Annotated in this window: 23 protein-coding genes; 11 read left to right on the top strand and 12 right to left on the bottom strand. The window is 70.7% G+C overall.

Annotation, left to right across the window (positions count from 1 at the left end; genetic code table 11):
- Nucleotides 1-19: 19 nt before the first annotated feature.
- Both KGQ19_RS16560 and KGQ19_RS16555 read left to right on the top strand, forming a co-directional pair.
- Nucleotides 20-409, top strand: a complete 390-nt coding sequence (locus KGQ19_RS16560) for a BlaI/MecI/CopY family transcriptional regulator (protein WP_212010060.1) — start codon at nt 20-22, stop codon at nt 407-409.
- Nucleotides 410-509: 100 nt separating this feature from the next.
- Entirely contained in the window at nt 510-1,430 is a 921-nt protein-coding gene (locus KGQ19_RS16555) for a M56 family metallopeptidase (RefSeq protein ID WP_212010059.1), read from the top strand.
- 211 nt (nt 1,431-1,641) lie between these two features.
- On the opposite strand, the gene KGQ19_RS16550 is transcribed toward KGQ19_RS16555, so the two are convergent.
- Together KGQ19_RS16550 and KGQ19_RS16545 are read right to left on the bottom strand one after the other, a co-directional pair.
- Nucleotides 1,642-2,952 (bottom strand): M18 family aminopeptidase, encoded by a 1,311-nt coding sequence (locus tag KGQ19_RS16550; protein WP_212010058.1) that lies wholly within the window; start codon nt 2,950-2,952, stop codon nt 1,642-1,644.
- A gap of 109 nt (nt 2,953-3,061) precedes the next feature.
- Nucleotides 3,062-5,284, bottom strand: a complete 2,223-nt coding sequence (locus tag KGQ19_RS16545; protein WP_212010057.1) for an MMPL family transporter — start codon at nt 5,282-5,284, stop codon at nt 3,062-3,064.
- A 138-nt stretch (nt 5,285-5,422) separates the two neighbouring features.
- Between KGQ19_RS16545 and KGQ19_RS16540 the strand changes: the two genes are divergently transcribed.
- The 3 genes from KGQ19_RS16540 (at nt 5,423) to KGQ19_RS16530 (ending at nt 8,437) form a co-directional block, all read left to right on the top strand.
- On the top strand, nt 5,423-6,085 hold the full coding sequence (locus KGQ19_RS16540; RefSeq protein WP_212010056.1) for a TetR/AcrR family transcriptional regulator: 663 nt from the start codon (nt 5,423-5,425) through the stop codon (nt 6,083-6,085).
- Nucleotides 6,086-6,142: 57 nt separating this feature from the next.
- Entirely contained in the window at nt 6,143-7,066 is a 924-nt protein-coding gene (locus KGQ19_RS16535; RefSeq protein ID WP_212010055.1) for a LysR family transcriptional regulator, read from the top strand.
- A 225-nt stretch (nt 7,067-7,291) separates the two neighbouring features.
- Nucleotides 7,292-8,437: a peptidoglycan-binding domain-containing protein gene (locus tag KGQ19_RS16530; RefSeq protein WP_212010054.1), complete on the top strand. Its 1,146-nt coding sequence runs from the start codon at nt 7,292-7,294 to the stop codon at nt 8,435-8,437.
- 77 nt (nt 8,438-8,514) lie between these two features.
- Here KGQ19_RS16530 and KGQ19_RS16525 read toward each other — a convergent pair whose 3' ends face one another.
- Together KGQ19_RS16525 and KGQ19_RS16520 are read right to left on the bottom strand one after the other, a co-directional pair.
- Nucleotides 8,515-8,820: a TfoX/Sxy family DNA transformation protein gene (locus tag KGQ19_RS16525; RefSeq protein ID WP_212010053.1), complete on the bottom strand. Its 306-nt coding sequence runs from the start codon at nt 8,818-8,820 to the stop codon at nt 8,515-8,517.
- A gap of 63 nt (nt 8,821-8,883) precedes the next feature.
- Nucleotides 8,884-9,297 carry a M67 family metallopeptidase gene (locus KGQ19_RS16520; RefSeq protein WP_212010052.1) on the bottom strand — a complete coding sequence of 138 codons (414 nt, stop codon included), beginning with the start codon at nt 9,295-9,297 and terminating at the stop codon, nt 8,884-8,886.
- Between the two features lie 77 nt (nt 9,298-9,374).
- Here KGQ19_RS16520 and KGQ19_RS16515 point away from each other — a divergent pair, with 77 nt between their 5' ends.
- Both KGQ19_RS16515 and KGQ19_RS16510 read left to right on the top strand, forming a co-directional pair.
- On the top strand, nt 9,375-10,814 hold the full coding sequence (locus KGQ19_RS16515; protein ID WP_212010051.1) for a sugar porter family MFS transporter: 1,440 nt from the start codon (nt 9,375-9,377) through the stop codon (nt 10,812-10,814).
- A gap of 39 nt (nt 10,815-10,853) precedes the next feature.
- Nucleotides 10,854-11,366 (top strand): tetratricopeptide repeat protein, encoded by a 513-nt coding sequence (locus tag KGQ19_RS16510; protein WP_194893591.1) that lies wholly within the window; start codon nt 10,854-10,856, stop codon nt 11,364-11,366.
- A gap of 84 nt (nt 11,367-11,450) precedes the next feature.
- Here KGQ19_RS16510 and KGQ19_RS16505 read toward each other — a convergent pair whose 3' ends face one another.
- Complete coding sequence (locus KGQ19_RS16505) at nt 11,451-12,206, bottom strand: class I SAM-dependent methyltransferase (protein ID WP_212010050.1); 756 nt, start codon at nt 12,204-12,206, stop codon at nt 11,451-11,453.
- Nucleotides 12,207-12,379: 173 nt separating this feature from the next.
- Between KGQ19_RS16505 and KGQ19_RS16500 the strand changes: the two genes are divergently transcribed.
- Nucleotides 12,380-13,243, top strand: coding sequence for a TIGR03621 family F420-dependent LLM class oxidoreductase (locus KGQ19_RS16500; protein ID WP_212010049.1), 864 nt, complete (start codon nt 12,380-12,382; stop codon nt 13,241-13,243).
- A gap of 45 nt (nt 13,244-13,288) precedes the next feature.
- On the opposite strand, the gene KGQ19_RS16495 is transcribed toward KGQ19_RS16500, so the two are convergent.
- The 4 genes from KGQ19_RS16495 to KGQ19_RS16480 all read right to left on the bottom strand — a co-directional run bounded on the left by KGQ19_RS16495 (nt 13,289) and on the right by KGQ19_RS16480 (nt 18,419).
- Complete coding sequence (locus KGQ19_RS16495; RefSeq protein ID WP_212010048.1) at nt 13,289-14,032, bottom strand: phytanoyl-CoA dioxygenase family protein; 744 nt, start codon at nt 14,030-14,032, stop codon at nt 13,289-13,291.
- 42 nt (nt 14,033-14,074) lie between these two features.
- The gene (locus tag KGQ19_RS16490) at nt 14,075-14,953 is read right to left on the bottom strand and encodes a sterol desaturase family protein (protein WP_212010047.1); all 879 of its coding nucleotides are present in this window, start codon (nt 14,951-14,953) and stop codon (nt 14,075-14,077) included.
- 91 nt (nt 14,954-15,044) lie between these two features.
- Nucleotides 15,045-16,619, bottom strand: coding sequence for a TROVE domain-containing protein (locus tag KGQ19_RS16485; RefSeq protein ID WP_212010046.1), 1,575 nt, complete (start codon nt 16,617-16,619; stop codon nt 15,045-15,047).
- Nucleotides 16,620-16,847: 228 nt separating this feature from the next.
- Complete coding sequence (locus tag KGQ19_RS16480; protein WP_230418740.1) at nt 16,848-18,419, bottom strand: MFS transporter; 1,572 nt, start codon at nt 18,417-18,419, stop codon at nt 16,848-16,850.
- A 147-nt stretch (nt 18,420-18,566) separates the two neighbouring features.
- Here KGQ19_RS16480 and KGQ19_RS16475 point away from each other — a divergent pair, with 147 nt between their 5' ends.
- Nucleotides 18,567-19,022, top strand: coding sequence for a MarR family winged helix-turn-helix transcriptional regulator (locus tag KGQ19_RS16475; protein WP_212010045.1), 456 nt, complete (start codon nt 18,567-18,569; stop codon nt 19,020-19,022).
- Between the two features lie 181 nt (nt 19,023-19,203).
- A complete protein-coding gene (locus KGQ19_RS16470; RefSeq protein WP_212010044.1) occupies nt 19,204-20,031 on the top strand; it encodes an alpha/beta hydrolase family protein in 828 nt (275 codons plus the stop codon).
- Nucleotides 20,032-20,092: 61 nt separating this feature from the next.
- On the opposite strand, the gene KGQ19_RS16465 is transcribed toward KGQ19_RS16470, so the two are convergent.
- Nucleotides 20,093-20,812 (bottom strand): DUF6882 domain-containing protein, encoded by a 720-nt coding sequence (locus KGQ19_RS16465; protein ID WP_307856433.1) that lies wholly within the window; start codon nt 20,810-20,812, stop codon nt 20,093-20,095.
- Between the two features lie 90 nt (nt 20,813-20,902).
- Entirely contained in the window at nt 20,903-21,949 is a 1,047-nt protein-coding gene (locus KGQ19_RS16460; RefSeq protein WP_212010043.1) for a helix-turn-helix transcriptional regulator, read from the bottom strand.
- A gap of 92 nt (nt 21,950-22,041) precedes the next feature.
- On the opposite strand from KGQ19_RS16460, the gene KGQ19_RS16455 reads away from it, so the two are divergent.
- On the top strand, nt 22,042-22,443 hold the full coding sequence (locus KGQ19_RS16455) for a VOC family protein (protein WP_212010042.1): 402 nt from the start codon (nt 22,042-22,044) through the stop codon (nt 22,441-22,443).
- Nucleotides 22,444-22,463: 20 nt separating this feature from the next.
- Here the strand turns inward: KGQ19_RS16455 and KGQ19_RS16450 are convergent, their stop codons facing one another.
- Nucleotides 22,464-23,354, bottom strand: a complete 891-nt coding sequence (locus KGQ19_RS16450) for an AraC family transcriptional regulator (protein ID WP_212010041.1) — start codon at nt 23,352-23,354, stop codon at nt 22,464-22,466.
- Nucleotides 23,355-23,359: the final 5 nt, after the last annotated feature.

The raw sequence follows: 23,359 nt of genomic DNA, 5'->3' as shown, positions 1-23,359 counted from the left end.
CCGGTTGTAGAGTAACCCCATGGCGAACGAGCGCGCGGGCGGCCCCCCACGACTGGGCGAACTGGAACGCGCGGTGATGGACGTCCTGTGGAACGCCCCCGACGGAACCACCGCGCAGGAGATCGTGGAACGCCTGGCGGCCCGCGACGGCACGGCGGAGCTGGCCGCCACCACGGTGCTGACGGTGCTGGATCGCCTACGCCGCAAGGACTTCGTCACGCGCGAACGCGCCGGCCGCGCCCACCGCTACCGCGCGGCCCGGACCCGGGACGACGTGATCGCCTCCTCGATGCTCGCGGTGCTGGAGACCACGGACGACCGCCGCTCGGCGCTGGTGCGGTTCGCCGGGGCGGTGTCGGCCGAGGAGGCGGCGCTGCTGCGGGAGGCGCTGGCGGAGCTGGAGGAGTAGCGCGGCAGGTCTGAGAAACTTGTCGCGATGAGCACGCCCTCAATCGCCTCAGTGCCGACAGCCCCGGGCCTGTGGACCACCGGCCCGTGGGCGGCGGATCATGTTCGCTGACGCCTGGCCGTTGGCTGTTCTGGCGATTCTGTTGGCGTGGCCGATCCCGGTGTTCTTGGCTCGTGCTTCATGGCCGCGTCGGCATGCCCGGGCGGCGATCGCGTTGTGGCAGGCGGTCGGCATCGCCGGTGGCCTGTCGCTGATCGGTGCGCCGCTGGCAGTCGGAGTGGCGCCGCTGGACCGGCACCTGCGGACCGGCCTGTTCGTCCTGTGGCGCGATGCCTTCCACCTGCGAGTGCCCGCCTCGCTCGGGTTGGCGCAGGAGATCGCCCTGGCCCTGGCCGCGGTGCTGACCGTCCGGTTGGTCGGCGTGACTTTGCTCTCAGCGCTGCGCATAGAGCGCGACCTGCGACGCCAGCGCGACGCCGTCGACCTGGCCGCCGAGCACGCCGACCGCCAGCTCCGCGTCCTCGAACACGCCGCACCCGCCGCCTACTGCCTGCCGGGTACGCGACCGCGCATCGTCATCACCGAGGGCACGATCGCCGCCTTGGCACCCGACGAGCTCGAAGCGGTCCTCGCGCACGAGCGGGCCCACGCGCGGTGGCGCCACGAGCTCGTGGTCCAGCCCTTCGTCGCCTGGGAATCGGCGCTGCCGCTGCCCCCGGCCCGCCGCGCGACCGCCGCGGTCACCGGCCTGGTCGAGATGCTGGCCGACGACCACGCGGCCCGCAGCGCCGGCCGTCCGGCTCTGGCCCGGGCGCTGGTCGCCATCGGCGGCACCGCCGGGCCGGTCCCGAGTCAGCGCGCGGGCGACAGTCCGAAGCCCGGTGCCACCCCGACCCTCGATCGGGTCCAGCGCCTGCTCCGGGCCGCCGCGCCGAACCTCACTGAACGGCTGATCGGCCCGGCGGCCTGGTTCGCCGCGATCCTGCTCGTGGCCGGGCCGACCTGGTATGTTCTGCGCTGACATGCGGCGGTGTGAATCATTTCATACTAAGAGAAATGATTCGCCCCTTATATATGTGTACCGCGCGCTACAGACAACCGGCTGAGCCCTCCGCCCGGCAGGAAGCCCTACCCGCGGAACGCCGCCCCGCAGGAAGCCCTATCTGCGGAACTCCCCGCGGGAAGCCCTACCCGCGGGGGAGCCTTACCCGCGGAACGGCGCGCGGGAAGTCCTACCCCGCGAAGAAAGCCGCCGCCGCCGAGGCCAGCAGATGCGGGTCGTCCGCCCCGCCCATCTCCCGCGCCGAGTGCATCGACAGCGACGTGATGCCCACGTCGAACGTCGTCACCCCGAGCTTGGCCGCCGTGATCGGGCCGATCGTGGTGCCGCACGGCATCGAGTTCTTGCCCACGAAGTACTGCGTCGGGATGCCCGCGCGCTCGCAGACGTCCGTCCAGATCGCGCGGCCGAGGCCGTCGGTGGCGTAGCGCTGGTTCACGTTGGTCTTCAGCGCCGGGCCGCCGTTCAGCCGGGGCCGGTGGCCGGGCTCGTGGCGCTCGGGGTAGTTGGGGTGGACGGCGTGGCTCATGTCGCTGGACATCACCACGGTCGCGGCCAGGGCCCGCGCGTAGTCGTCCGCGCTGCCGCCGAGCTGGGCCTGCGCCACCCGGCTGAGTACGCTGCCCAGCAGCGGTCCGCCGGCCCCGGTGTCCGACTCGCTGCCGGCCTCCTCGTGGTCGAACGCGGCCAGGACCGGGATCGCCGAGAAGGGCTCGCCCGCGGCGGCAGCGGCACCCGCGCCGGCCGCCGCGACCAGGGCCTGCACCCCGGCGTGCACCGACACCAGGTTGTCCATCCGCGGCGCCGCGATCAGCTCGAAGTCGCGGCCCAGATACGTCGGCGGCGTGACGTCGTGCAGCATCAGGTCGTAGCCGAGCACGTCGGCCGCGGACACCCCGGCCTCCTTCGCCGCGAACTCCACCAGCGCGCCGTCCTCGATCGGCCCCAGCCCCCAGGCCGGGGTCAGGTGCTGCTGCTTGTCCAGCAGCAGCCCGTTGTCGTTCACGCCGCGGTCCAGGTGCACCGCCAGCTGCGGCACCCGCATCAGCGCCCGGTCGACGTGCACCAGCGTGGCCTCGCCCCCGCGCAGCACCAGCCGCCCGGCCAGGCCCAGGTCCCGGTCCAGCCACGAGTTCAGCAGCGGCCCGCCGTACAGCTCCACCGCCACCTGCCGGAAGCCCGCCGAGCCGGTGTCCGCCAGCGGCTTGACCCGCAGGTTGGGGGAGTCGGTGTGCGCGCCGACCACGCGGAAGCCGGCGTGCGCCGGGGCACCGGCCGGCAGGTACCAGGCGATGATCGCCGCGCCGCGGATCACGTAGAACCCGCCGCCCTCCGCGCGGTCCCAGGCGGCGGCCTGCCTGAGCTGGCGGAACCCGGCGGCCTCCAGGCGGGCGGCCGCGTTCGCGACCGCGTGGTACGGCGTCGGGGACGCGGCGAGGAACGACAGGAGGTCGTCCGTGTGGGCGCGATCGAATATCGGCATGCTCCGAGCATAAATCGAGGACTCCGCTGTCACCTGCGGCGACAGCGGAGTCCTCGATTTCGTTATGGCAGTGGAACCGTCGTGCGGGTATTACCGCCGCGGCCGGTCCTCAGCGGTGGGAGCCGGCTCCCACCATCTCGTCGTCCAGGTCGCTGATCCGCGGCCGGCCGGTGCCGCCGGAGTGCGAGGCGACCCCCTTGTGGCCGGGCCACCAGGCCTTCGCGCCCATCAGCGCGGTGAACGCCGGGACCAGGAACATCGACATGATGAACGCCGCGATGCTGATGCCGAACGACACCGCGAACCCGATCTGCTGCATCATCGACAGCCCGCCCAGCATCAGCGAGGCGAAGGTGCCGGCCAGGATCAGGCCGGCCGAGGCCACCGACGGCCCGGCGTGCTCGACGGCCAGCGCCGCCGCCTGCCTCGGCGCGTTGCCCTCGCGGGCCTCCTCGCGGAGCCGGGAGATCATCAGGATGTTGTAGTCGGTGCCGATCGCCACCACGAACAGGTAGACCATGACCGGCAGCATGAACATCATGCCGGGCTTGTTCTGGATGTTCTGGAACATCAGCACCGAGGCGCCCAGTGTTCCGGTGTAGCCCAGACCCACGGCCACCATCAGGTACAGCGGCGCGACCAGGGCCCGCAGCTGGAGCGCCAGCACCAGGAAGATCAGCAGGCCGGCCACCGGCAGGATCAGCGCCAGGTCGGAGTTGTTCGCCGACTGGATGTCGGCCAGCGCCGCGGTGCCGCCGCCGACCAGCGCCTTGGTCCCGGCCGGGGCCGAGCTGTGCGCGAGGTCCTTCAGCGGGCCGTTGACCGCGCTCATCGAGGACGACGCGAACGGCGAGTCCTTGGTCAGCACCTGGATGTGCGCCGCCGTGCCGTCCTGGTTGTACTGCACGGTGTCGCCCTTGGTGCCGGCCGGCGAGCCCGGCTTGACCGGGAACGGCATCAGACCGCCCAGCTGCGGCGAGGCCGAGCCCAGGCCGTTGGCGTAGGCCTGGACCTGGGTGTGGTCCAGCGGCTTGCCGTCGGTGGAGCTGACGATGACGTCGGTCGCGGACGTGGCGCCCTGGGCGAACCCGGCCTTCTGCATGTCGTTGATCGCGATCGTGGACTCCACGCCGGCCGGCAGTTGCGACTGCTGGTCGTAGTCGGCCTTGAAGCCGACCGCGCCGACCGCCAGGCCCGCCATGATGACGAACGAGACCAGGGCCACCGCCGCCGGCCGCTTGCCGACCAGGTTGCCGACCTTGCGGGCCGGGCCCGCGGCCGGGATCCGGCGCCACTTCTTGCCGGGCCAGAAGATCTTCGTGCCCAGCTTCACCATCAGCGCCGGGACCAGGGTCAGACCGGCCAGCAGCATCACCGCGACGGCGATGGCCAGCGCCGGGCCGAGCGAGGTGAAGGCCTTGAAGGTGGCCAGACCCAGGGCGCAGAACGCGATGATGACCGCGGCCGCGGCCGAGGCGATGGCCTCGCCGACGCGCTCGACGGTGGTCGCCACCGCCTCCTCGATCGTGTCCCCGGCCCGCAGCCGTTCACGCAGTCGGAACAGCAGGAAGACGATGTAGTCGGTGCCTATGCCGAACAGCACCACGACCAGCATGATCTCCAGGAACGACTGCACGTGCAGTCCGAACCCCTTGGCCATCAAGGCGATCACCGGCTGGGAGACCATCATCACCAGGAACACCGACAGGATCGGCAGCAGCACCGCGATGACGCCGCGGAAGATGAAGCCCATCAGGACGATGATCAGCAGCAGGGTGGCCATCATGACGATGCTGGTGGCCTTGTTCGAGGAGTCCGACGTGTCCAGGCCCATGGCCGCGTCGCCGGTCACCTCGGCCTTCATGCCGGTGCCGTTGAGCTTGTTCGCCAGGTCCGCGCGCAATGCCTTGACGGCGTTGCTGCTCCCGGTCTGGTCGCCTTCGTCGGCGGTCAGCTTGGCGAACATCAGCTGCGCGGTCTGCTTCGGTGCGACCTGACCGGCCTGCACCCCGGCCACCTCGGTGATGTGGTCGTCGGTCAGCGTCGTGGCCAGGTCCGAGACCTTCTGCTGCTCGGCCGTGGACAGCGTGCCGTCCCCGACCGGGCGGATCACGATGGTGGCGACCTGGCCGGTGGCCGAGGGGAACGCCGCGTCCAGGGCGTTCTTGGCCTGCACCGACTCGTACTTGGAGGGCAGGAAGGAGGACTGGTTGTCGTTGGTGACACTGGACAACTGCGGGCCGAGGGCGACGAGCGCCACGGCCGCGATGATCCAGCCGACGATGATCTTCCAGGGATTGTGGACGACGAAGCGTCCGAGCCGTCCGAACATGGGCGAACTCCTGAGGGCGGTTCGATTTCGAGATATGTCTTGTGCGTACTTTCACAAACTTACCGTGCGGCAAGTAGACTGAGCTTCGGGGATTGCCCCTCTTGGAGCTTCCTGAGACACAACTCACAGTCGGAATCGGTGCAATCGGTGTATACGCACACGAAGGCCGCGCCGGACGCCGGCGGAACCAAGGAACGCATCCAGCAGGTCGCGTTGGAACTGTTCGTGCTGCACGGATACGAGAAGACGTCACTGCGCGAGATCGCCGACCGGCTCGGCATCACCAAGGCGGCGCTGTACTACCACTACGCCTCCAAACAGGACCTGCTGAAGTCGGTCACGCAGCCGCTGATCGACGAGTTCGAGGCGATGGTGCACGCCGACCCGCCGGCCGAGGAACTGCTGCGGTCGTACATCGATCTGCTGTACCGGCACCGCGCCGTCTTCCAACTGGTCGCGAACGACCACTCCTGTCTGGCCGCCGCCGAACTCGTGGAGCGGTCGGTGCAGCTGCGGCGCGACGTCGTCCGGCAGTTGGCCGGGCCCGATCCCCGGCCGGCCGACTATGTACGCGCCGCGGCGGCGTTCGGCGCGATCTCGCAGGGGTTCATGGTCGCGCGGCGGGCCGAACCGGCCGCCGATCCGGCGGTGCCGGACCTTGAGGCGGCCGCGGAGGCGGCGGCCGGACTGCCGGGGCCGGCGGACTATCCGGACGGCGCGGAGCTCGCGCGGATACTGCTGGACGCGGCGCTGGCGGTGCTGCGCCCGGGGTCGGGCGACCGGGGCATTTCAGAACCCTGATTCAGGGGGCCGAAAAACCCTGATTCGCCGGACCGAACCGTGCCTATCCTGGTGGGGATGGATCTCGCGCTGCTGAGGACGTTCCTCGCCGTTCACCGCGCCGGCTCGCTGACTCGGGCCGCAGCGAGCCTCGGCGTGTCCCAGCCCGCGGTGACCGCGCAGATCAGGACCCTGGAACAGCGCGTCGGCCGCGAGTTGTTCGTCCGGCTGCCGCGCGGCGTGGCCCCCACGGCCGCCGCCGACGAACTGGCCCGCGCCGTGGCACCGCATCTGGACGCGCTCACGGCGGTCGCGCACGAGACGCTGATCCCGGACTCCGGCTCGCATGCGGTGGTCCGCCTCGGCTGTCCGGCCAGCCTCACCACGACGCTCCTGCTCCCGGCCCTCGCTCCCCTGATGGACGAGGGCCTTCGTGTCGTCGTGGCCGGCGGGCAGAGCGAGGAACTGGTCGCGCAGCTGGCCGCCGGGCGCCTGGACCTGACGTTGAGCGCCATCCCTCCCCGGCTGCCGGGCGTCACGGTGCTGCCGCTGGCCGACGAGGAGTACGCCCTCGTCGGTGCCCCGCGGTGGAAGCCGTTCAACCACACAGAACTGTTCAACCAGGCAGAGCCGTTCAACCGCACAGGGCCGTTCAACCGCACAGGTCGTGTGCCGGTACCGGTGCTGGATCTCGCCGAGGACCTGCCGTATATACGGCTCTACTGGTCCTCCGTATTCGAGGCCGAACCCCCTTCCGACGCCGCGCTGGTCATCCCCGACCTGCGCGGCGTTCTCGATGCGGCGGTCCAGGGCTACGGGGTCGCGGTGCTGCCCCGGCCGTTGTGCGCGCCGGCGCTGGAAGCCGGGACGCTGGTGCTGCTCGACGAGCCGGAGGTGCCGCCGATCCGGACATTGTTCGTCGCGGTACGTGGTCAGCGGGCCCGTTCCAAAGGCGTGGCCCGGGTGCGGGACCGGCTGGTCGGTGCCGCTTCCCGCTGGTAGCGGCGTCGCCGATGGCAAAGCGCAGGCCAAGTCTGGGTCAAGAACCGCCTCCCGGGCATGCCGCGGCCTGGGCCGGAAGGTCAGAGCGCATACGGGCTTTGCTTGGTTGTTCTACAGTGGGCGGGTCTGCCCGAGGGGGTTCCGAGAACCATGGAGTCTTGTCATCACTGCGGGACCGTCCTGCCCAGAACACCGGGCGCTCGCTACTGCCCTAATTGCGGCGAGATGTCGGTTCCGGTCTCAGATACCGCGTCCGATCCTTCCCAGGCCTACGCCGCGGCATCCGTCGGCACGGGCGGCCGGGGCGGGGCCGGCCTGCCGCCGTCCGAAGGCGGGATGACCTGGGAGCTGCCGTCGCGCGACGACGCGACGCAAGCCATTCCGGCACAGAGCGCGCCGCCCGAGCCCGACCCGTACGAGCACCTGTACCGCCCCGAGGGCGGCGCCGCGCGGGCCAACCCGAACGCCACCCAGGTCATGGCGCCGGTCGCGGCCGACTACGGGGCCCCGGCCGGTCGGCCCGGGTACGACCAGCCCGCCTATGACCAGCCGATCGACTACCAGGCCGGGGGCGGCGGGGCGTACGCCGAGCCCTATGACGGCGGTTACGCCGACGACTACCCGGGCGAGCCCGGCCGCGGACCCCGCGCCAGCCGCGGGGCGATGATCGGCATCGGGGTCGCGGCCGGTGCGGTGCTGGTGATCGTGGTCTCGCTGATCACGCTCGGCGGGCACAGCTCGACCCCGTCCGCCGGGCCGAGCGGAGCCCAGGGCTCGGTCACCACCCCGACCGGGACGCCCAGCTCCTCCGCGCCGTCGTCGGCGTCGGCGACCACCTCGACCAGCTCCTCGCCGAGCAGTTCGGCGAGCTCGCCCAGCCAGCACACGCCCGGCGTGATGCAGCTCGGCGACTCCGGGGCCGACGTGAAGTGGCTGCAGAGCCGGCTCAAGCAGCTCGGCGTCTACAACGGCCCGATCAGCGGCACCTTCGACCAGGCCACACAGGCCGCGGTCGCGGCGTTCCAGGCCAAGGCCCACCCGGCCGATCCGTCCGGCTCGGTGGGGCGCAGCACCAAGACGGCGCTGATCGCCGCGGGCAGCAAGCCCACGCTGACCGCCGCGCTGCCGAACATGCCCGGCGGTCCCTTCGGCGGTGACAAGCATCACAAGGGGGGCAGCGCCGCGGACGTCAAGCGGCTGCAGCAGGCGCTGGCCTCGGCGCTGAACATCGATCTGAAGGCCACCGGCCAGTACGACGTGGACACGTTCGGCGCGGTGGTGCAGTACCAGAGCGCGATGCACCTGATGGCCGACGGGGTCGTCAACGGGCCGGTGTGGGCGGACTTGCAGCAGGGGAAGATCACGGGCTGAGGCGGCGCGGTGCGGGGCGGGCGTGTGCTCGCTAGTCGCTAGTCGCGAAGCGGTCGGCGCTCGGCGCGCCGGCCGCTTCAGCGTTTCTTGGGCGCCCGCAGCTCCGAGGCGTCCTTCAGGCCGACCTCGACCAGCAGCGCGTCACGTTCGGAGCGCGGGATCGACGTCCAGCGCTGGCCGCGCAGCGCGCCCTCCAGCGCCAGCAGCATGTGCGCGCACTCGTTGCCCTCGGCGGTGTCGGCGATCAGCTGCCACACCTCGATGGCACCGCGGTCCCGGACCTCGTCCAGGGTGGTGACGCCGACGTCGCGGAGCCGTTGCGTCAGCACCGGCCCTATGTTCACGGCGTTCTGGATCGGGGTGACCGTCTCAGTCGAACTCACGCCTCCAGCTTGATCCAGCAGGGCTGAGGCGGCATCCGGACTGACCCGTCAGTGGATATGTCTTCAGATGATCGTGACGGGTTCCTCGGTCACGGCACCGTCGACGATCCGGAACGAGCGGAACTGGAACTCGCCGAGTTTGTCCGTGTCGCGCGTGGACACCAGGACGTAATGCGCGTTGGGCTCAGAGGCGTAACTGATGTCGGTCCGCGAGGGGTGGGCCTCGGTCGAGGTGTGCGAATGGTAGATGATCACCGCCTCCTCGTCCCGGTCGTCCATCTCCCGCCAGACTTTGAACTGCTCGGCCGGATCCAGACTGTAGAACGTCGGCGAGCGCTCGGCGTTGGTCATCGGCACGAAGCGCTCGGGGCGGTCCGAGCCCTCGGGTCCGGCCACGATTCCGCAGGCCTCGTCCGGGTGGTCCTTGCGGGCGTGGGCGACGATCGCGTCGTAGATCTCCTGCGGCACGTTCAGCATGCGACCCACGGTAGGGCAACCACCCGATCGGGCGCATCGCCGCATCGCCAGGCGGGATCGGCGGCAGGGGTAGGGGCATGACGACCAGGACCGGCCGCCCCGGCGGCCCACAGCCGGCGGCCGGCGGCGCGGGGACGAGCGTCGCGCCGCGCATCGTGTTCATCGCCGCGGCGGCGGCCCTGGGCGGATTCCTGTTCGGATACGACTCGGCGGTCATCAACGGCGCGGTCACCGGCATCCAGCACGACTTCAAGGTGGGCAGCGGCACCACCGGCTTCATGGTCGCCGCGGCCCTGCCGGGAGCCGCGGCCGGGGCGATCGCCGGCGGCTGGATGGCCGACCGCATCGGCCGGATCCGGGCCATGCAGATCGCGGCGGTCCTGTTCACGATCAGCGGCATCGGCAGCATGTTCTCCTACCAGCCCTGGGACCTGACGGTCTGGCGCGTCATCGGCGGCTTCGCGATCGGCATCGCCTCGGTGATCGGCCCGGCCTACATCGCCGAGGTCTCCCCGCCGGCCTTCCGCGGCCGGCTGACCGCCTTCCAGCAGCTGGCGATCGTGCTGGGCATCGCCATCTCCGCGGTCGTCAACTACCTGATCAACCTGGCGGCCGGCGGCACCAACACCGACCACCTGGGCGGTCTGGCGGCCTGGCGCTGGATGCTCGGCGCCGAGGTGGTGCCGGCGATCGTCTACGGCGTGCTCAGCTCGATGATCCCGGAGTCGCCGCGCTACCTGGTCGCGGTCGGCGCCGACGCCAGGGCCCGCGAGGTGCTCACCGAGGTCGAGGGCGGCGGGGCGAACGTCGAGGCCCGGATCGCCGAGATCCGCCGGCAGCTGGCCGGCGAGGTCAAACCGAAGCTGGTGGACCTGCTGACCCCGAGCCGCAGGAACCTGCTGGCGGTGGTCTGGATCGGGATCGGCCTGTCGGTGTTCCAGCAGTTCGTCGGCATCAACGTGATCTTCTACTACAGCTCCCTGCTGTGGCAGTCGGTCGGCATCAACACCTCCAACTCGCTGCTGATCTCGATGATCTCCGCGGTGGTGAACATCGCCGGCACCGCCCTGGCGATGGCCCTGGTGGACCGGATCGGCCGGCGTCCGCTGCTGCTGATCGGCTCGGTGGGGATGGCCGTCACGCTGGGCCTGTGCGCATGGATGTTCTCCTACGGCAGCCACGTCGACGGCAAGACGACCATGCCCAAGGCGCAGGGCATCATCGCCCTGATCGGCGCGAACGCCTACGTCTTCTTCTTCGCGATGTCATGGGGCGTCGTGGTCTGGGTGCTCCTCGGCGAGATGTTCCCGAACCGCATCCGCGCCCTGGCCCTGTCGGTCGCGGCCAGCGCACAGTGGCTGGCGAACTGGCTGGTGACGGTCTCCTTCCCCTCCCTGTCCCGCTGGAGCCTGTCCGGCGCCTACACGCTCTACGCACTCGCCGCCGCGATTTCCATCCCCTTTGTGTACTACTTGGTACGGGAAACGAAGGGAAGAACCTTAGAATCCATGGGATAGGTGTCGCGTAAGGACCCTTCTGCGTCGCAGGATGGACCCATGGGCCTTGACTTCCGTACCGACCCGGAGACGCTGCGCGAGATCGCCGACGACCCCGCGGCACTGTCCACCCGGATCGACACCCTGGCCGCCCTCGACTTAGAGGAGCTCCCCGACGCCCGCTCCGAGTACGCGACTCTGCTCCGCATCGCGGGCCGCCTGGACGAAGCCGTCCTCGAAGCCGAACTCACCCTCGCCGCCGCCGACATGTCCGGCGACCTCCGCCGCATGGTCCGCGCCCAACTCCTGGTAGGCCACGCCCGCCAATGGCGCGGCGAATGGGACCAAGCCGACACCATGTTCCACCGCGCGGAAAAACTAGCGCTCTACCTGAAGGACGACCGCCTGGTCGCCGCCGCGGCCCACCACTCCGGCCGCAGCTTCTACGACCAGGGCAAGCACGTCGAAGCGGCCCTGCGCTTCCGCCTCGCACTGGAGATCGACCAGCGGATCGGCAGCCCGAAGCTGGGCGCGGTGCGCGAGGCCTTTGAGGCGGCTATGGGGAAGTTGTAGCTGGAGCTGCTCGCGGCCTCCGCGCGCCGCCAACCTTCCGCCGAGCCACTAGCTCCGGCTCGGCCACTACCTCCGGCGCGGCCGCTACTTCCCGCCCAGCCGGAACCCGGCGACCTTGTACACCGGATCCGCCCGCCTGACCTCCTGCCCCGGCAGCGCCTCCAACGCGCGGCAGATCTCTGCCACTCGCGCCGGGTCTGCTCCGCGCGTCCAGGTGATGTCCTCGCGGACGCGCCGGGCCCACTCACGCGGTGGCCGTCCCTGTCCGTGGCCTACGTAGCCGGCCAGGCCCGCGGGTTTCAGGCCTACCGTGGCTGCCAGCTCGCGTACGCGTTCCACGTCGTCGCTCGCCGGTGGTGCCAGCTCCCTGCGCGCGGGGCGGAGGATCTCGCCGACGTCGCTGTCCGTCTCGTACTGTGCCGCGTTCTTGTCGACCGTGGTGATCATCATGCCGCCGGGGCGTAGGGCTCGCGCTGCCTCCGCGATCGCCGACGCCACCAGCGCCTCGTCGACCAGATGCAGTAGCCACATGAAGGTCACCGCGTCCACCGAGCCGGTCGCCAGAGGCAGTTGGGTCGCATCGCCGCGTACTACGTGTCCGCCGCCGCCGAGCCTCGGCTGCGCCAGGGCCAGCATCGCGGCTGCCGGGTCCACGCCGATCACCGTGCGGCCGGGTGCCGTCAGCAGCTCCGAGACGATGCCGGTCCCGCACGCCACGTCCACCAGCACCGCGCAGTCCGCGGGCAGCAGCTCCAGCACCGCGTCGGCCGCGGCTCCGGCCCGCGCCACGCCCCCGCGGGTCTCGTCGTAGTGGGCGGCTTCGAGGTCGTAGTCCAGCACCCTGGAGACGATACGTCGTGTACTCCCCGCAGAGTACGCGCGAGACCTCCCCTGGCCGGACGCACGTCGGTCCCCGACAGGGGCACGATCGGCTTAGACAGCCAGACAGCTAGACCCACGCAGACACGCAGACACGCAGACACGCACCCAGACCTCCGACTCAGGGAGCACCCATGCATCCCCGCACCTTCCGCTTCGCCGTAGTGGCGGCGCTGGCCCCGACCGCCCAGGCCTGGCAGGGGCTGGCCCGGCGGGCCGAGAACCTGGGCTACAGCACGCTGCTCGCCCCGGACACCATGAACACCCTGGAGCCGTTCACCGCCCTCGCGGCTGCCGCGACGGCCACCGAGACGCTGCGCGTCGGCACCTTCGTGCTGCCCGCGCCGTTCTACCCGCCCTCGGAGATCGTGTGGCGTGCGCTGGCCCTGGACCTGCTCTCCGGGGGCCGCCTCGACCTGGGGTTGGGGGCCGGCCGGCCGGGTGCGGAGGCTGAGGTCGTGCACCGGGAACGGCGGTTCGGTACGCCGGCCGAGCGGGTTAAGCAGCTCTCTGATGCGCTGCACATGGTGAAGGAGGAGATGGCCGCCGCGGCTGACGGCCACTCTCCGCTCAAGCCGGCCCAGCGGCCGCACCCGCCGATCCTGGTGGCGGCGGCCGGACGCAAGATGTTCCAGCTCGCCGCCGCCGAGGCCGACATCATCACCCTCGGCCTGCCGCCGGGGACGACCGAGGACGGGCTCGCGGCGAAGGTCGCCGAGTTGCGGACGATCGCCGGTTCGCGCTTCGACGACCTCGAACTCAACTACAACATCGCCGGAGTCGGCACCGACCTGCCCGCCTTCCTGAGCCGGGAGATGGGCGTCGACCCCGACGAGCTGATCCGCGACGGCGCCCCGTCGATCCTCACCGGCACCACCCAGGAGATGGCCGACAAGCTGCGCCGCCGCCGCGACGAGCTCGGCATCTCCTACATCGCGGTGAACGGGATGTTCCTGGAGAAGCTGGCGCCGGTGGTGGAGCTGCTGGCCGGGACGTGATGAGCGGGACGTGATGAGCGGGGCCGATGCCGTCCGTCCCCGAAACTAAATCAAGGCTCGAATAGGCCCGTATTCATACCAGGGCTCGGTGAGGATACGCGCGGGCTCCCCGCCGTGCCCGCGCCCGCTGACCCGGTAGTACAGCATCCGCCGCGTCGTCTCCGACGCGTAGTTCCCGCCGATGTTGTGGCCGAGCAGATAGTGCGCCAGCAGCAGATCGCCGGCGCGCGCGGTCACCTGTTCCGGCTCCGGCAGCTCGATGTCCGGGTACGCGCAGTACATCTGCACGCCGCGCTCCCGGAAGTACTCCGCGTGGGTCCGGTGCGTGCCCGGCCAGACCCACAAGTTCCCCGAGTTCTCGGACAGCTGATCGGTGACGAACACCCCGGCCAGCAGCGTGAAACTGTTCGGCTGGAAGCCCGGCGTCGGCTCGCTGATCGCGGCGTCGATGTGCGGGCGGCCCGGCTGGTGCGGGAACGGCGGGATGTTCAGCGCGACCTGCACCTGCTCCGGTGACTCCAGGAGCCCGGGGTCGGCCAGCGCCTCGGCGTAGGCGAAAGCGCTGACGCCGTCCGGCCCGGCGGCCGTCAGCGGCGCGGTCAACGCCGGCTCGTCCGCGGCCTGCGGAAAATAGAAGTGGTGCCCCACCTGGCCTTCGGACGGCGGTTCGGCCGCGATCAGCTCGTCGATCCGCCGCTGCGCACCGGCCACGAGTTCCGCCGCCACCACACCGGGTACGACCAGGTAGCCGCGCTCGCCGAACTCCTTCAACTGTTCGTCGCTCAACACACGGACCACACTATGTGCCGGTTCCGTTACCACCGAAGGGTTTTAGGCGACGTTCGTAGCTCCGGTGGCGACAGCGGCGACGGTGGCCGGCGACCAGCCCGGCCCGCGCAGCACGTACCCGAACCGAGCCCGCCAATCGGCCGCCCCGCGCACGTCCCGGGCGATCGCCGCGTATTCGTGGACTGCGACCCGCAGCGGATTGAACGTGCCGATGTTCTTCGTCAGCCCGTACCGCACCGGCTCGCCCTCCGGCTCGAAGGACCGGAACAGCCGGTCGAAGACGATGAACACGCCGCCGTAGTTCTTGTCCAGATAACCCTGGTTGGAGCCGTGGTGCACGCGGTGGTGCGAGGGCGTGTTCATCACGAACTCCACCGGGCGCCACATCTTGCCGATCCGCTCGGTGTGGATCCAGAACTGGTACAGCAGGTTCATCGACGCCGTCGCGAAGATCATGTACGCCGGGAAACCGGCCAGCGCCAACGGCAGCAGGAACACCGTGTTGCCGACGCCGGTCCAGGTCTGCCGCAACGCGGTCGACAGGTTGTAGTGCCGGCTGGAGTGGTGCACCACGTGCGAGGCCCACAGGATCCGGACGCGGTGGTTGGCCCGGTGCTCCGAGTAGTAGAAGAAGTCGTACGCCACGAAGAGCACGATCCAGCTTGTCAGCGAACCGCCGATCCGCCACGGCGCCACCGCGTGCACGCCGGCCACCGCGGCCACGGTCACCAGTCCCCAGCCCAGATTGCAGACGATCGAGCCGATGCCCATCGTCAGCGACGTCGTGGTGTCCTTGGCGGCGTAGCCCTGCTCGCCCGGGTCCGGGAAGAACCGGAGCGAGAGCAGTTCCAGCGCCATGAACAGCACATAGAACGGGACCGCGAGGGTGGTGAGGTCTATGCCGTCGATCACACGGCGCATGTTACTGAGCGGTAGCACGACTGGCTAGAGCCATCGCGCTACCGCTCCTTACGCGCTCCTTACGCCGTCCCTCAGATCCTCATGCCGCCCCTCAGAACGGCCAAGCGGGCCGGTCCCCGTCCGCGAGCAGCGCGAACATGCTGAAAACCTTGTCCGAGAACCCGCCGATCTCGAACCGGTTCCGCTTCCCGGGCGGCAGAGCCGAAGGCCCGTACCCGGCGGTGTTGATCGCGAAGACGGGCACCGTGTCGGGGATGAACGCGTCCGCGCCCTTGTTCTGGCTGTTGTAGTAGTACGGGAACGCCTGCATGTCGCTGACGATCACCACCCGGTCGTGCTCGTCGTAGCTGTTCGCCACGGCGTCCACCAGCCGCGTGCCGTGCCCGACCTCCCCGTAGCGCTTGGCGAACCGCTCGATCTCGCGCAGCACGCTGCCGCCCCGGGCGAGCTTGTGCGTGAACAGGCCGTCGGCGAACCCGATCAGGTCCACATCATCACCGCGTCCCGAGCCCGCGGCCCGGTCCGCCAGCGCGACCCCGATCAGGGCTCCGATGTCCAGGTGCGTGATCGTCGACCGCGCCGACACCCCGCGGGTCATCGACGCCGAGGTGTCCACCAGGACCAGCGTGCGTCCGGGCAGTTCCGGGACGGCCCCGATCGCCGAGCCCAGCGCACCCTCCAGCGCGTGACCCCAGCGCAGCGACGGCGCCGCCTTGTACGCGGACAGCCACCGGTACGGCAGCATCCGCGACCGGGCCACCTGCTCGGGGTCCAGGAACCGCGCGCAGACCTGCCAGGCCACCGCGTCGGCGACCTCGGCCTGGTCGAAGTTCCGCAGGTTCCGGGCCAGCGCCATCAGACCCATGGACGGGATGACCGACTCCCAGGCGGCCTTGTCCATCGGCCCCTGCAGCCAGCCGGCCAGCGCCTCCCAGGTCATCCCGGCCTCGGCCAGCCGCGCCGCCCCGCCCTCGGCGAGCAGCACGCCGCGCCGCTCCTGGACGGGAGTCGCGAGCAGTTCGGCCCGCTTGGTCAGCTTCACCAGCGTCTCCGGGACCGGGTTCTCCCGGCTGTGCCGGCGGTCCAGCGCGTGCCGGAACAGGTCGCCCTGCCACGGCTTGTCGGCCGCGGCGACCGGGTGCACGAGGTCGATGACGTCACCGAACCGGAAGCTCTTGGCGTCCGAGTCGTACTTGGCGAACGAGTACTCGTTGTACAGGCGCGCCACCGCGTCGGCCACTCCGCGCTTCACCGGCTTGGGCAGCGCGCGGCCGTAGCGGCCGGTCCAGTACGCCAGCACCTCGCCGGGCTCGTCAGCACGCTGACACGCCGCGGCGATCAGCTGCCGGCTGTGCCCGGACGCCCCGGCGTCCAGCCGCGCCCGCACCGCCTCGCACGCCGCGACCACGGCGGCGCTGCGCATGTTCGCCCCGGCCCGCAGCCAGGTGACGAAGCGCAGCATCCACTCCGGGTCGGCGACCGCGACGGTGTGCACCAACTCGCGATAACGCTGGTCGCGTATGTCGGCGGCCTCGTAGAACGTGTCCTCGCCGACCATGTTCGTGACGGCGAACAGGAACAAGTCCGACTTCGCGTCGCGCTTGTACGCCTTGCCGCCCTGGAAAGTCTCGGTGGTGTCGGTCGGACTCTTGTTGAACTTCGACATCTGAGAATCACCCCGTGGAACTGCGGGGAGCGGCGCCGGCCTCGGGCAAGGGAGATGACAGGGCCGGCCGATATATCGGCCGACCCGCCGAGAAGTCGGAGCGCGCTCCCGAGATCAATAGTCGGCTGCGGGTTGACCCTTTTGGTGGATGAAGTATCCGCTGCCTGCGCACCGGGAGGTGCCCTCACAGAATGCTCGTCCTCAGCTGATCGCGTCCAGTAATTTTCCTTATGCCGACGCGGATTCCCGCACCGCTGCTTCTTCCGGGACAACCTCCGGCGCTCTGCCCTTCCCGGCCTTCGCGAATCCGCCGAACACCAACAGCGCCCCGATCCCGGTGGCCGCCGCGGACCACACCATCCCGGTGTGCATGGCGTGCACGAATGCCAGGTCCGCTTGGTGCACAAGACCCGGGATCCCGTTGTGCCGGGCCACGTTCCGCGCCATCTCGGCCGACGTCTCAGCCTGCTGCTTCAGTGGCGCGGGCAGCCCGCCGACCGAGCCGCTGATCGCGTGCCGATAGCCGATCGACAAGATGGTGCCGCCCAACGCGATGCCCAGCACGCTGCCGGTCTGCCGCATCGTGGCGTTCACCGCGCTGCCCGCGCCGGCCTGGGTGAGCGGCAGCGAGCCGAGGATCGCGCCGGTCAGCGGGGCGATCGTCATGCCGATCGCGGAGGCCTGGACGATGGACAGGACCAGGTACACGGGGATCGGCATGCCCAGTCCCACCCGGGAGAAGAGCGCCAACGTGATCGTGACGACCACCAGCGCGGTGCCGCTGACCCGGCGCACCGACGTCCGCCGCGCCAGCCGGGCGGCCAGCGGCCCGCCGACCACGACGCCGAGCGCGCCGGGGATGCCGATCAGGCTCGCGCGCAGCGCCGAGAACCCGCGCGCGCCCTGCAGGTAGAACGCGAAGTAGAAGCCGCTCGCGCTCAATGCGAGGAACAACAGCGTCAGTGTGACGTTGCCGGCCGCGAACTGCCGCAGCCGGAACAGCCGGGGGTCGAAGCTCGGGTGCCGGCGCCGCAGTTCCACGACCACGAACGCGGCCGTCACCACCAGCCCGCCGGTGACCGTGCTCCAGACCTGCGGTTCGGTAACTGTGCCGTCCTGCCCGGCGCGGATCAGGCCGTAGGACAGCAGCCCCAGTCCGGCCGTGGACAGCACCAGGCCGGGGAAGTCCAGTCCGCGCTTCTGCGGCGGCTGGAAGTTCGGCACCGTGCGGGCGATCGCCACCAGCCCGACCAGCACCACCGGCACGTTGATCAGGAACACCGAACCCCACCAGAAGTTCGCCAGCATCAGACCGGCCAGCACCGGGCCGGCGGCGATGCCGACGCCCGCGAAGCTGCTCAACACCCCGAAGGCCTGCGGCCGCTGCTCCGGCGGATAGGTGAAGCTGATCACCGCCAGGGTCGCCGGGATCAGCAGCGCGGCGCCCAGGCCCATGACGGCGCGGGCCGCGATCAGCTGGCCGGAGCTGTGCGAGTACGCGGCGAAGACCGAGGCCACGCCGAACAGCGCCATGCCGGCCAGCAGGGTGTTGCGATGGCCGAAGCGGTCGCCGAGCGCGCCGCCGGTGAAGGTGACGGTGGCCAGCACCAGCGTGTAGGAGCCGGTGGCCCACTGGAGCTGGCCGGGGGTGGCGCCCAGGCCCCGGACCGGGTCGGCCAGGGTCTCGTAGGCGGTGGACAGCACGGTGCCGTCGATCCAGATCAGGAGCTGGGCGAAGATCAGGACGGTCAGGATCAGGCTCTGCCGTCGGCCGGACGGTGGGCTGCTGTTTGCGGGCATGGCGGAACGACCCCCCAGGATCGCTGAATGTGCGGGCGGAAGTGCACGGTCGAGCGCGGCTGCGCGTAGAATCGACAGGTACCTGTCGGATATCAGCCTGGCAAACTCGTCAGGTACCTGTCAATCATGCGGCCGGAGGATCCCGAAATGTCGTTTTCTGAAGGATCCGGGTCCGACAAGTGGGGCGACGACGGCGTCATCAGCTTCGCCGTGCGCCACGTCTGGCTCGGCATGCGCGCCGCGATCGAGGACGAGCTCGCCGAGTTCGGGCTGACCGTGCCGCAGTTCGCGACCCTGACGATGCTCGACAGCACGCCCGGTCTGTCCGTGGCCGAGGTGGCCCGGCTGTGCGGCAGCACCCGGCAGTCCGCCACCGAGATGGTCGCCGGACTGGAGTCCCACGGGCTGGTCGAGCGCTCCCCGCATCCGACGGACCGGCGCGCGCATCAGGTGCACGCGACGGAGGCCGGGCGTGAGCTGTACCGGAAGGCGCGGCCCGCGGTGCGCAGCCGGGAGGAGCAGCTGGAGTCCGGACTCAGCCCGGAGGTGCGGCGGGCCGCGCGCGAGTGGATGGCGGTGCTGGCGGCCGCGTGCGGGGCCTGAAGAAAACCCTGTTGCCCGAAGCCACGGCGGGTCGTTAGCGTGCAGACGCCGTGACCGGACGCTAAGGAGGTGAGACCCATGAAGGCGGTATCGACGTGGGTGCTCCCCGTGCTGTCACGGGCAGGCCAGGCGGCATAGGAGTCGTCGGGAGCGCCGTCATTGCTCCCGAAAGGCGACTGCCATGTCTTCTCTCTTCTTCACCGGCGACACCAGCGCGGACGGCGTCCGCGAACGCGAATTCACGGTGGGCGACGTCCCCGGCGTCCTGTGGTCCCCGCGATCCCGTCCCGGCCGCGCACCCCTGGTCCTCATCGGCCACGGCGGCGGCATCCACAAGAAGGCTCCGGCCAGCGCGGGCCGTGCGCGCCGGCTGGTGCTCGGCTGCGGGTTCCACGCGGTCGCCATCGACGCCCCCGGGCACGGTGACCGGCCGCGTACCGAGCACGACGAGCGCGAGATCGACGCCCTCTACGCGGCCTGCGAAGCCGGCGAGCCGCAAGGCCCGATCGTCGTGCGCTACAACGCCCGTCTGGCCGAGCAGGCGGTTCCGGAGTGGCGTGCGACCCTGGACGCGCTCCAGGAACTGCCGGAGATCGGCACCGACGGGCCGGTCGGGTACTGGGGCCTGAACATGGGCACGGCGACCGGCGTACCGCTGATCGCCTCCGACGCCCGGATCACGGCCGCCGTGCTCGGCCAGCACTGGCCCGACGCGCTGGCCGAACCGGCGAAGCGGATCACCATCCCGATCGAGTTCGATCTGCAGTGGGACGACGAGCACATCCCGCGCGAGGCCGGGCTGGCGTTGTTCGACGCCTTCGGCTCACCGGAGAAGACGTTGCACGTGAACTCGGGGCGGCACAAGGAACTCCCGCGGTTCGAGGCCGACAGCGCCGTGCGGTTCTTCGCCCGGCATCTCGGTTCGGCCGCGGCGATCTCGCCGGATACAGGCCCGGGTGCAGGTGCAGGCCCCGGCGCGCGTACGGCTACGGATCCGGTCGCCGCGTGACCGCAGCGCAGAACAGGCACTCGGCGTCCGGCCACCCGGCCGGGCGCCGGTGCCGCGCCGCTCATCCGCCGGCGCGGTTCCCCAGCGATTCCTTGGTGATCGAGCCCATCGACACCGCGGTGACCCGGCCCTGGTCGTCGAACTGGACCGACGCGGTGGTGCCGCCGGGCAGCTCGGCGGCGATCGTGTCGCCGTCCTTGCGCCACGGGAGGTTGAAGTGGTGGAAGTAGCCGGCGACCACCTCGAACGACGAGCGGTTGAAGAACTGCGCCCCCTGCATCAGCAGTCGGGGCAGCGCTATCGGGTCCGGCGGGGCCACCGGCACCTGCGGGTCGTCCGGGACCATGTACAGCCGCCCGGTCTCGTTGGCCTGCACCCCGATGTAGCCGTCGGCGCGCAGCACGCCCATCGCCCCGAACGCCAGCATCTCCGCGGCGTACCGGGGGTCTTCGAAGCCCGACAGGTCCACCAGTTCCTCGGCGAACTCCGGCACCCCGTGCTGCTGCCCGAACCCGCGCAGCGCCTCGGCCGCGGCCACCACCGGCAGTTTGCCGAAGCCCGGGTTGGCCCAGCCCCACAGCCAGGAGCCCTCCGAGGTGTCGAAGCTGCCGAGCACGCTGATCCGCAGTTCCCGTCCCGACTGCCGGTACCGGCGCTCGTCCAGGTTCACCGTCCACGGCCCGATCGGCAGGAACTCGTTGAACTCCTCGATCTGGCGCATGCCCCAGGCAGCGTGGGGCTCCGCCATACGGAGGAAGGCATCGCTGAACGCAGAAGTCACGTGTCGACAGTAGCGGGGCGCGGCGGATTCTGTCGGGGCGATAGTTCATCCTGCGGGGTTAATTGCAGGTGACGGCCTTGATCTGGAATCTCACGCGAGCCCGGGGCGCGCCCGGAGCGCGAGCCGTTCGCTCAGGGCGAGGACGAGATCGCGGAGCTCGGCCGGGCGCTCGATCCGGAAGGGGAGGTCGAGGGCGGCCAGGGTGGCCGGGATCCAGTCGAGGCGTTCGGCCCGGATCTCCAGGCGTTGCCATGGCGCGCTTTCGCCACCTCCGCGACCGCTGCGGTCAGTGGCCCTCCTGCCGCCTTCGCCGGAATCGCCCGCGCCGCCTTCGTCGACGGCGTTGAGGATCGCCACGCTCGCCGGGAAACGAGTCCGGATCTGCTCGACGGTTCCCTGGACGCGGATGGTCACCTCGTGGCGGTAGTCGGCGGTGGCGAAACCGGTGAGGAGACTGTGCGCGGGATCGTCGTCGCCGGCCGGCGGTTCGAAGGACCCCGAGAGCGTTCTGACCCCGGTGATCCGGTCGAGCCGGAAGCTGCGCTCCTGGCCGATCGCCGGATCCAGAGCCCTGATATACCAGCGGTCCCGATGGTTGACGATGGCGTAGGGGTGCAGCGTCCGATCGGTCCGGGCGCCGTCGCGATCGGTGTAGGCCACGGTGATCGGCCGGTGCCCGGCGACGGCGTCGGAGACGGTGAGCAGCACCGTGGCGTCCGGGGCGGGGTCCTGGTCGGGCGCCGTGGTGAAGGCCACGGTGTCGAGCACGTTCCGCAGCCGGTCGGCCAGCCGGGCGGGCAGCACCCGGCGGATCTTGGCGGCGGCCGTCTCCCCGGCCGGCCCGAGCGCCGCGGTCAGACCGCTGCGTCCCCCGGCGAGCAGGCCGAGCAGGACGGCGAGGGCCTCGTCGTCGCCCAGCATCAGCGGCGGCAGCCGATAGCCCCGGGCCAGCCGGTAACCGCCGTAGCGGCCGCGTACGGACTCCACGGGGATGTCCAGGTCGAGGAGATGGTCCACGTAGCGGCGCACGGTGCGCCTGTCCACGCCGAGCCGGTCGGCGAGTTCGGCCGAGGTGCGCAGCCCGCCGGACTGCAGGAGTTCCAGCAGGGTCAGCACGCGTCCGGCGGGGCGGTTCATGCTTCCCAAACTAACCCGGATACCGGACCGATTCTGTCCGCTATCGCTCCTAGGGTGGAGGAAAGAGATCGAGATCCAGCAAGGAGACCGCCATGAACTTCGCTTCCACCCGCCTGATCGCCGCGGACATCAACGCCTCGGTCGCCTTCTACGAGAAGGCCACCGGCACCCCCGCCACCTGGTCCACCCCCGACTTCGCCGAGCTGAGGACCCCGGCCGGCGCCACGCTCGCGATCGGCAGCGAGCGCACCGTCCCGCTCTTCGCCCCGGACAGCGCCGTCCCCGCGGCGAACCGCAGCGTGATCCTCGAGTTCCTGGTCGAGGACGTGGACGCGCTGTGGAAGGAGCTGGCCACCTGGGTCACCGACGTCGTCGCCGAGCCGCAGACGCTGCCCTGGGGCAACCGTTCGCTGCTGGTCCGCGACCCCGACGGCACGCTGGTGAACTTCTTCACGCCGGTGACGCCCGAGGCGCGGGAGAAGTTCGGCGTGTGAGGCGGCCCTACAGCCCGCCGTCAGCGCCCGCGGGCGTCCCGCCGCCAGCGGGCCGGCGGCGTGCCGTAGCGGCTCTTGAACGCGCGGCTGAACGCCGGTTCTGAGGTATAGCCGACGCGCTCGGCGATGTGCGTCACCGGCAGCGAGGTGTCGCGCAGCAGCCCCATGGCGGCGTCCAGGCGTACGTGCGCGAGATACGTGGCCGGCGGCTTCCCCACCCGCTCCGCGAACCGCGCGGCGAACGTCGACCGCGACAGGCTGCACACCCGCGCCAACTCCTCGACCGTCCACTCGTGGGCCGGCTCCCGGTGCATGGCGCTCAAGGCCAGCCCGATCTGCGGGTCGAAGGCGCCGGCCAGCCAGTTCGGTTCGGCGTCCGGGCCGGCGGCCCAGGTGCGCATGATCTGGATGAAGATCAGGTCCAGGATGCGGGCGACCATCACCGCCGAGCCCTGGGTCGGCGCCTGCATCTCCAGCCCCAGCATCTTGCGCGCGACTTCGAGTCCTTCGAGCGCCGGATTCTCCCCGCCGCGCAGGATGATCACGGCCGGCAGGCTGCCGAGCAGGTGGCTGGCTTGCGGATCGCCGATCGCGAAGGTCCCGCACAGCCAGCTCGCCGGTTCCCCCGCGTCGGCGATGTGGTGCCGGTCGCCGCGCGGGAGCAGGACGAAGTCGCCGCGGTCGAGGTGTTCGACGTGCGGCGACCCGTCGATCCGCAACGCGAGCCGGCCGGCTTCGACGATGTGCAGGCTGCCGGTGTCCGCGAAGCCGACCGAGAAATCCGGCGGCGGCGCGTAGCGGACGACGCCTTCCCCGTTCAGCCGGACACTGCGCAGCAGTTCCGAGAGCAGGTCGTCGGACGCGACCGCGATCGCTGGACGATCGGCAAGGTTTTCCGGCGGAGCGGTCATGGTCG

Origin of the sequence: Catenulispora pinistramenti, assembly GCF_018274385.1 — a bacterium.
GTDB lineage: Bacteria > Actinomycetota > Actinomycetes > Streptomycetales > Catenulisporaceae > Catenulispora > Catenulispora pinistramenti.
The sequence above is the reverse complement of the archived record's forward strand: the minus strand, read 5'-3'. Positions and strand labels throughout refer to the sequence as shown.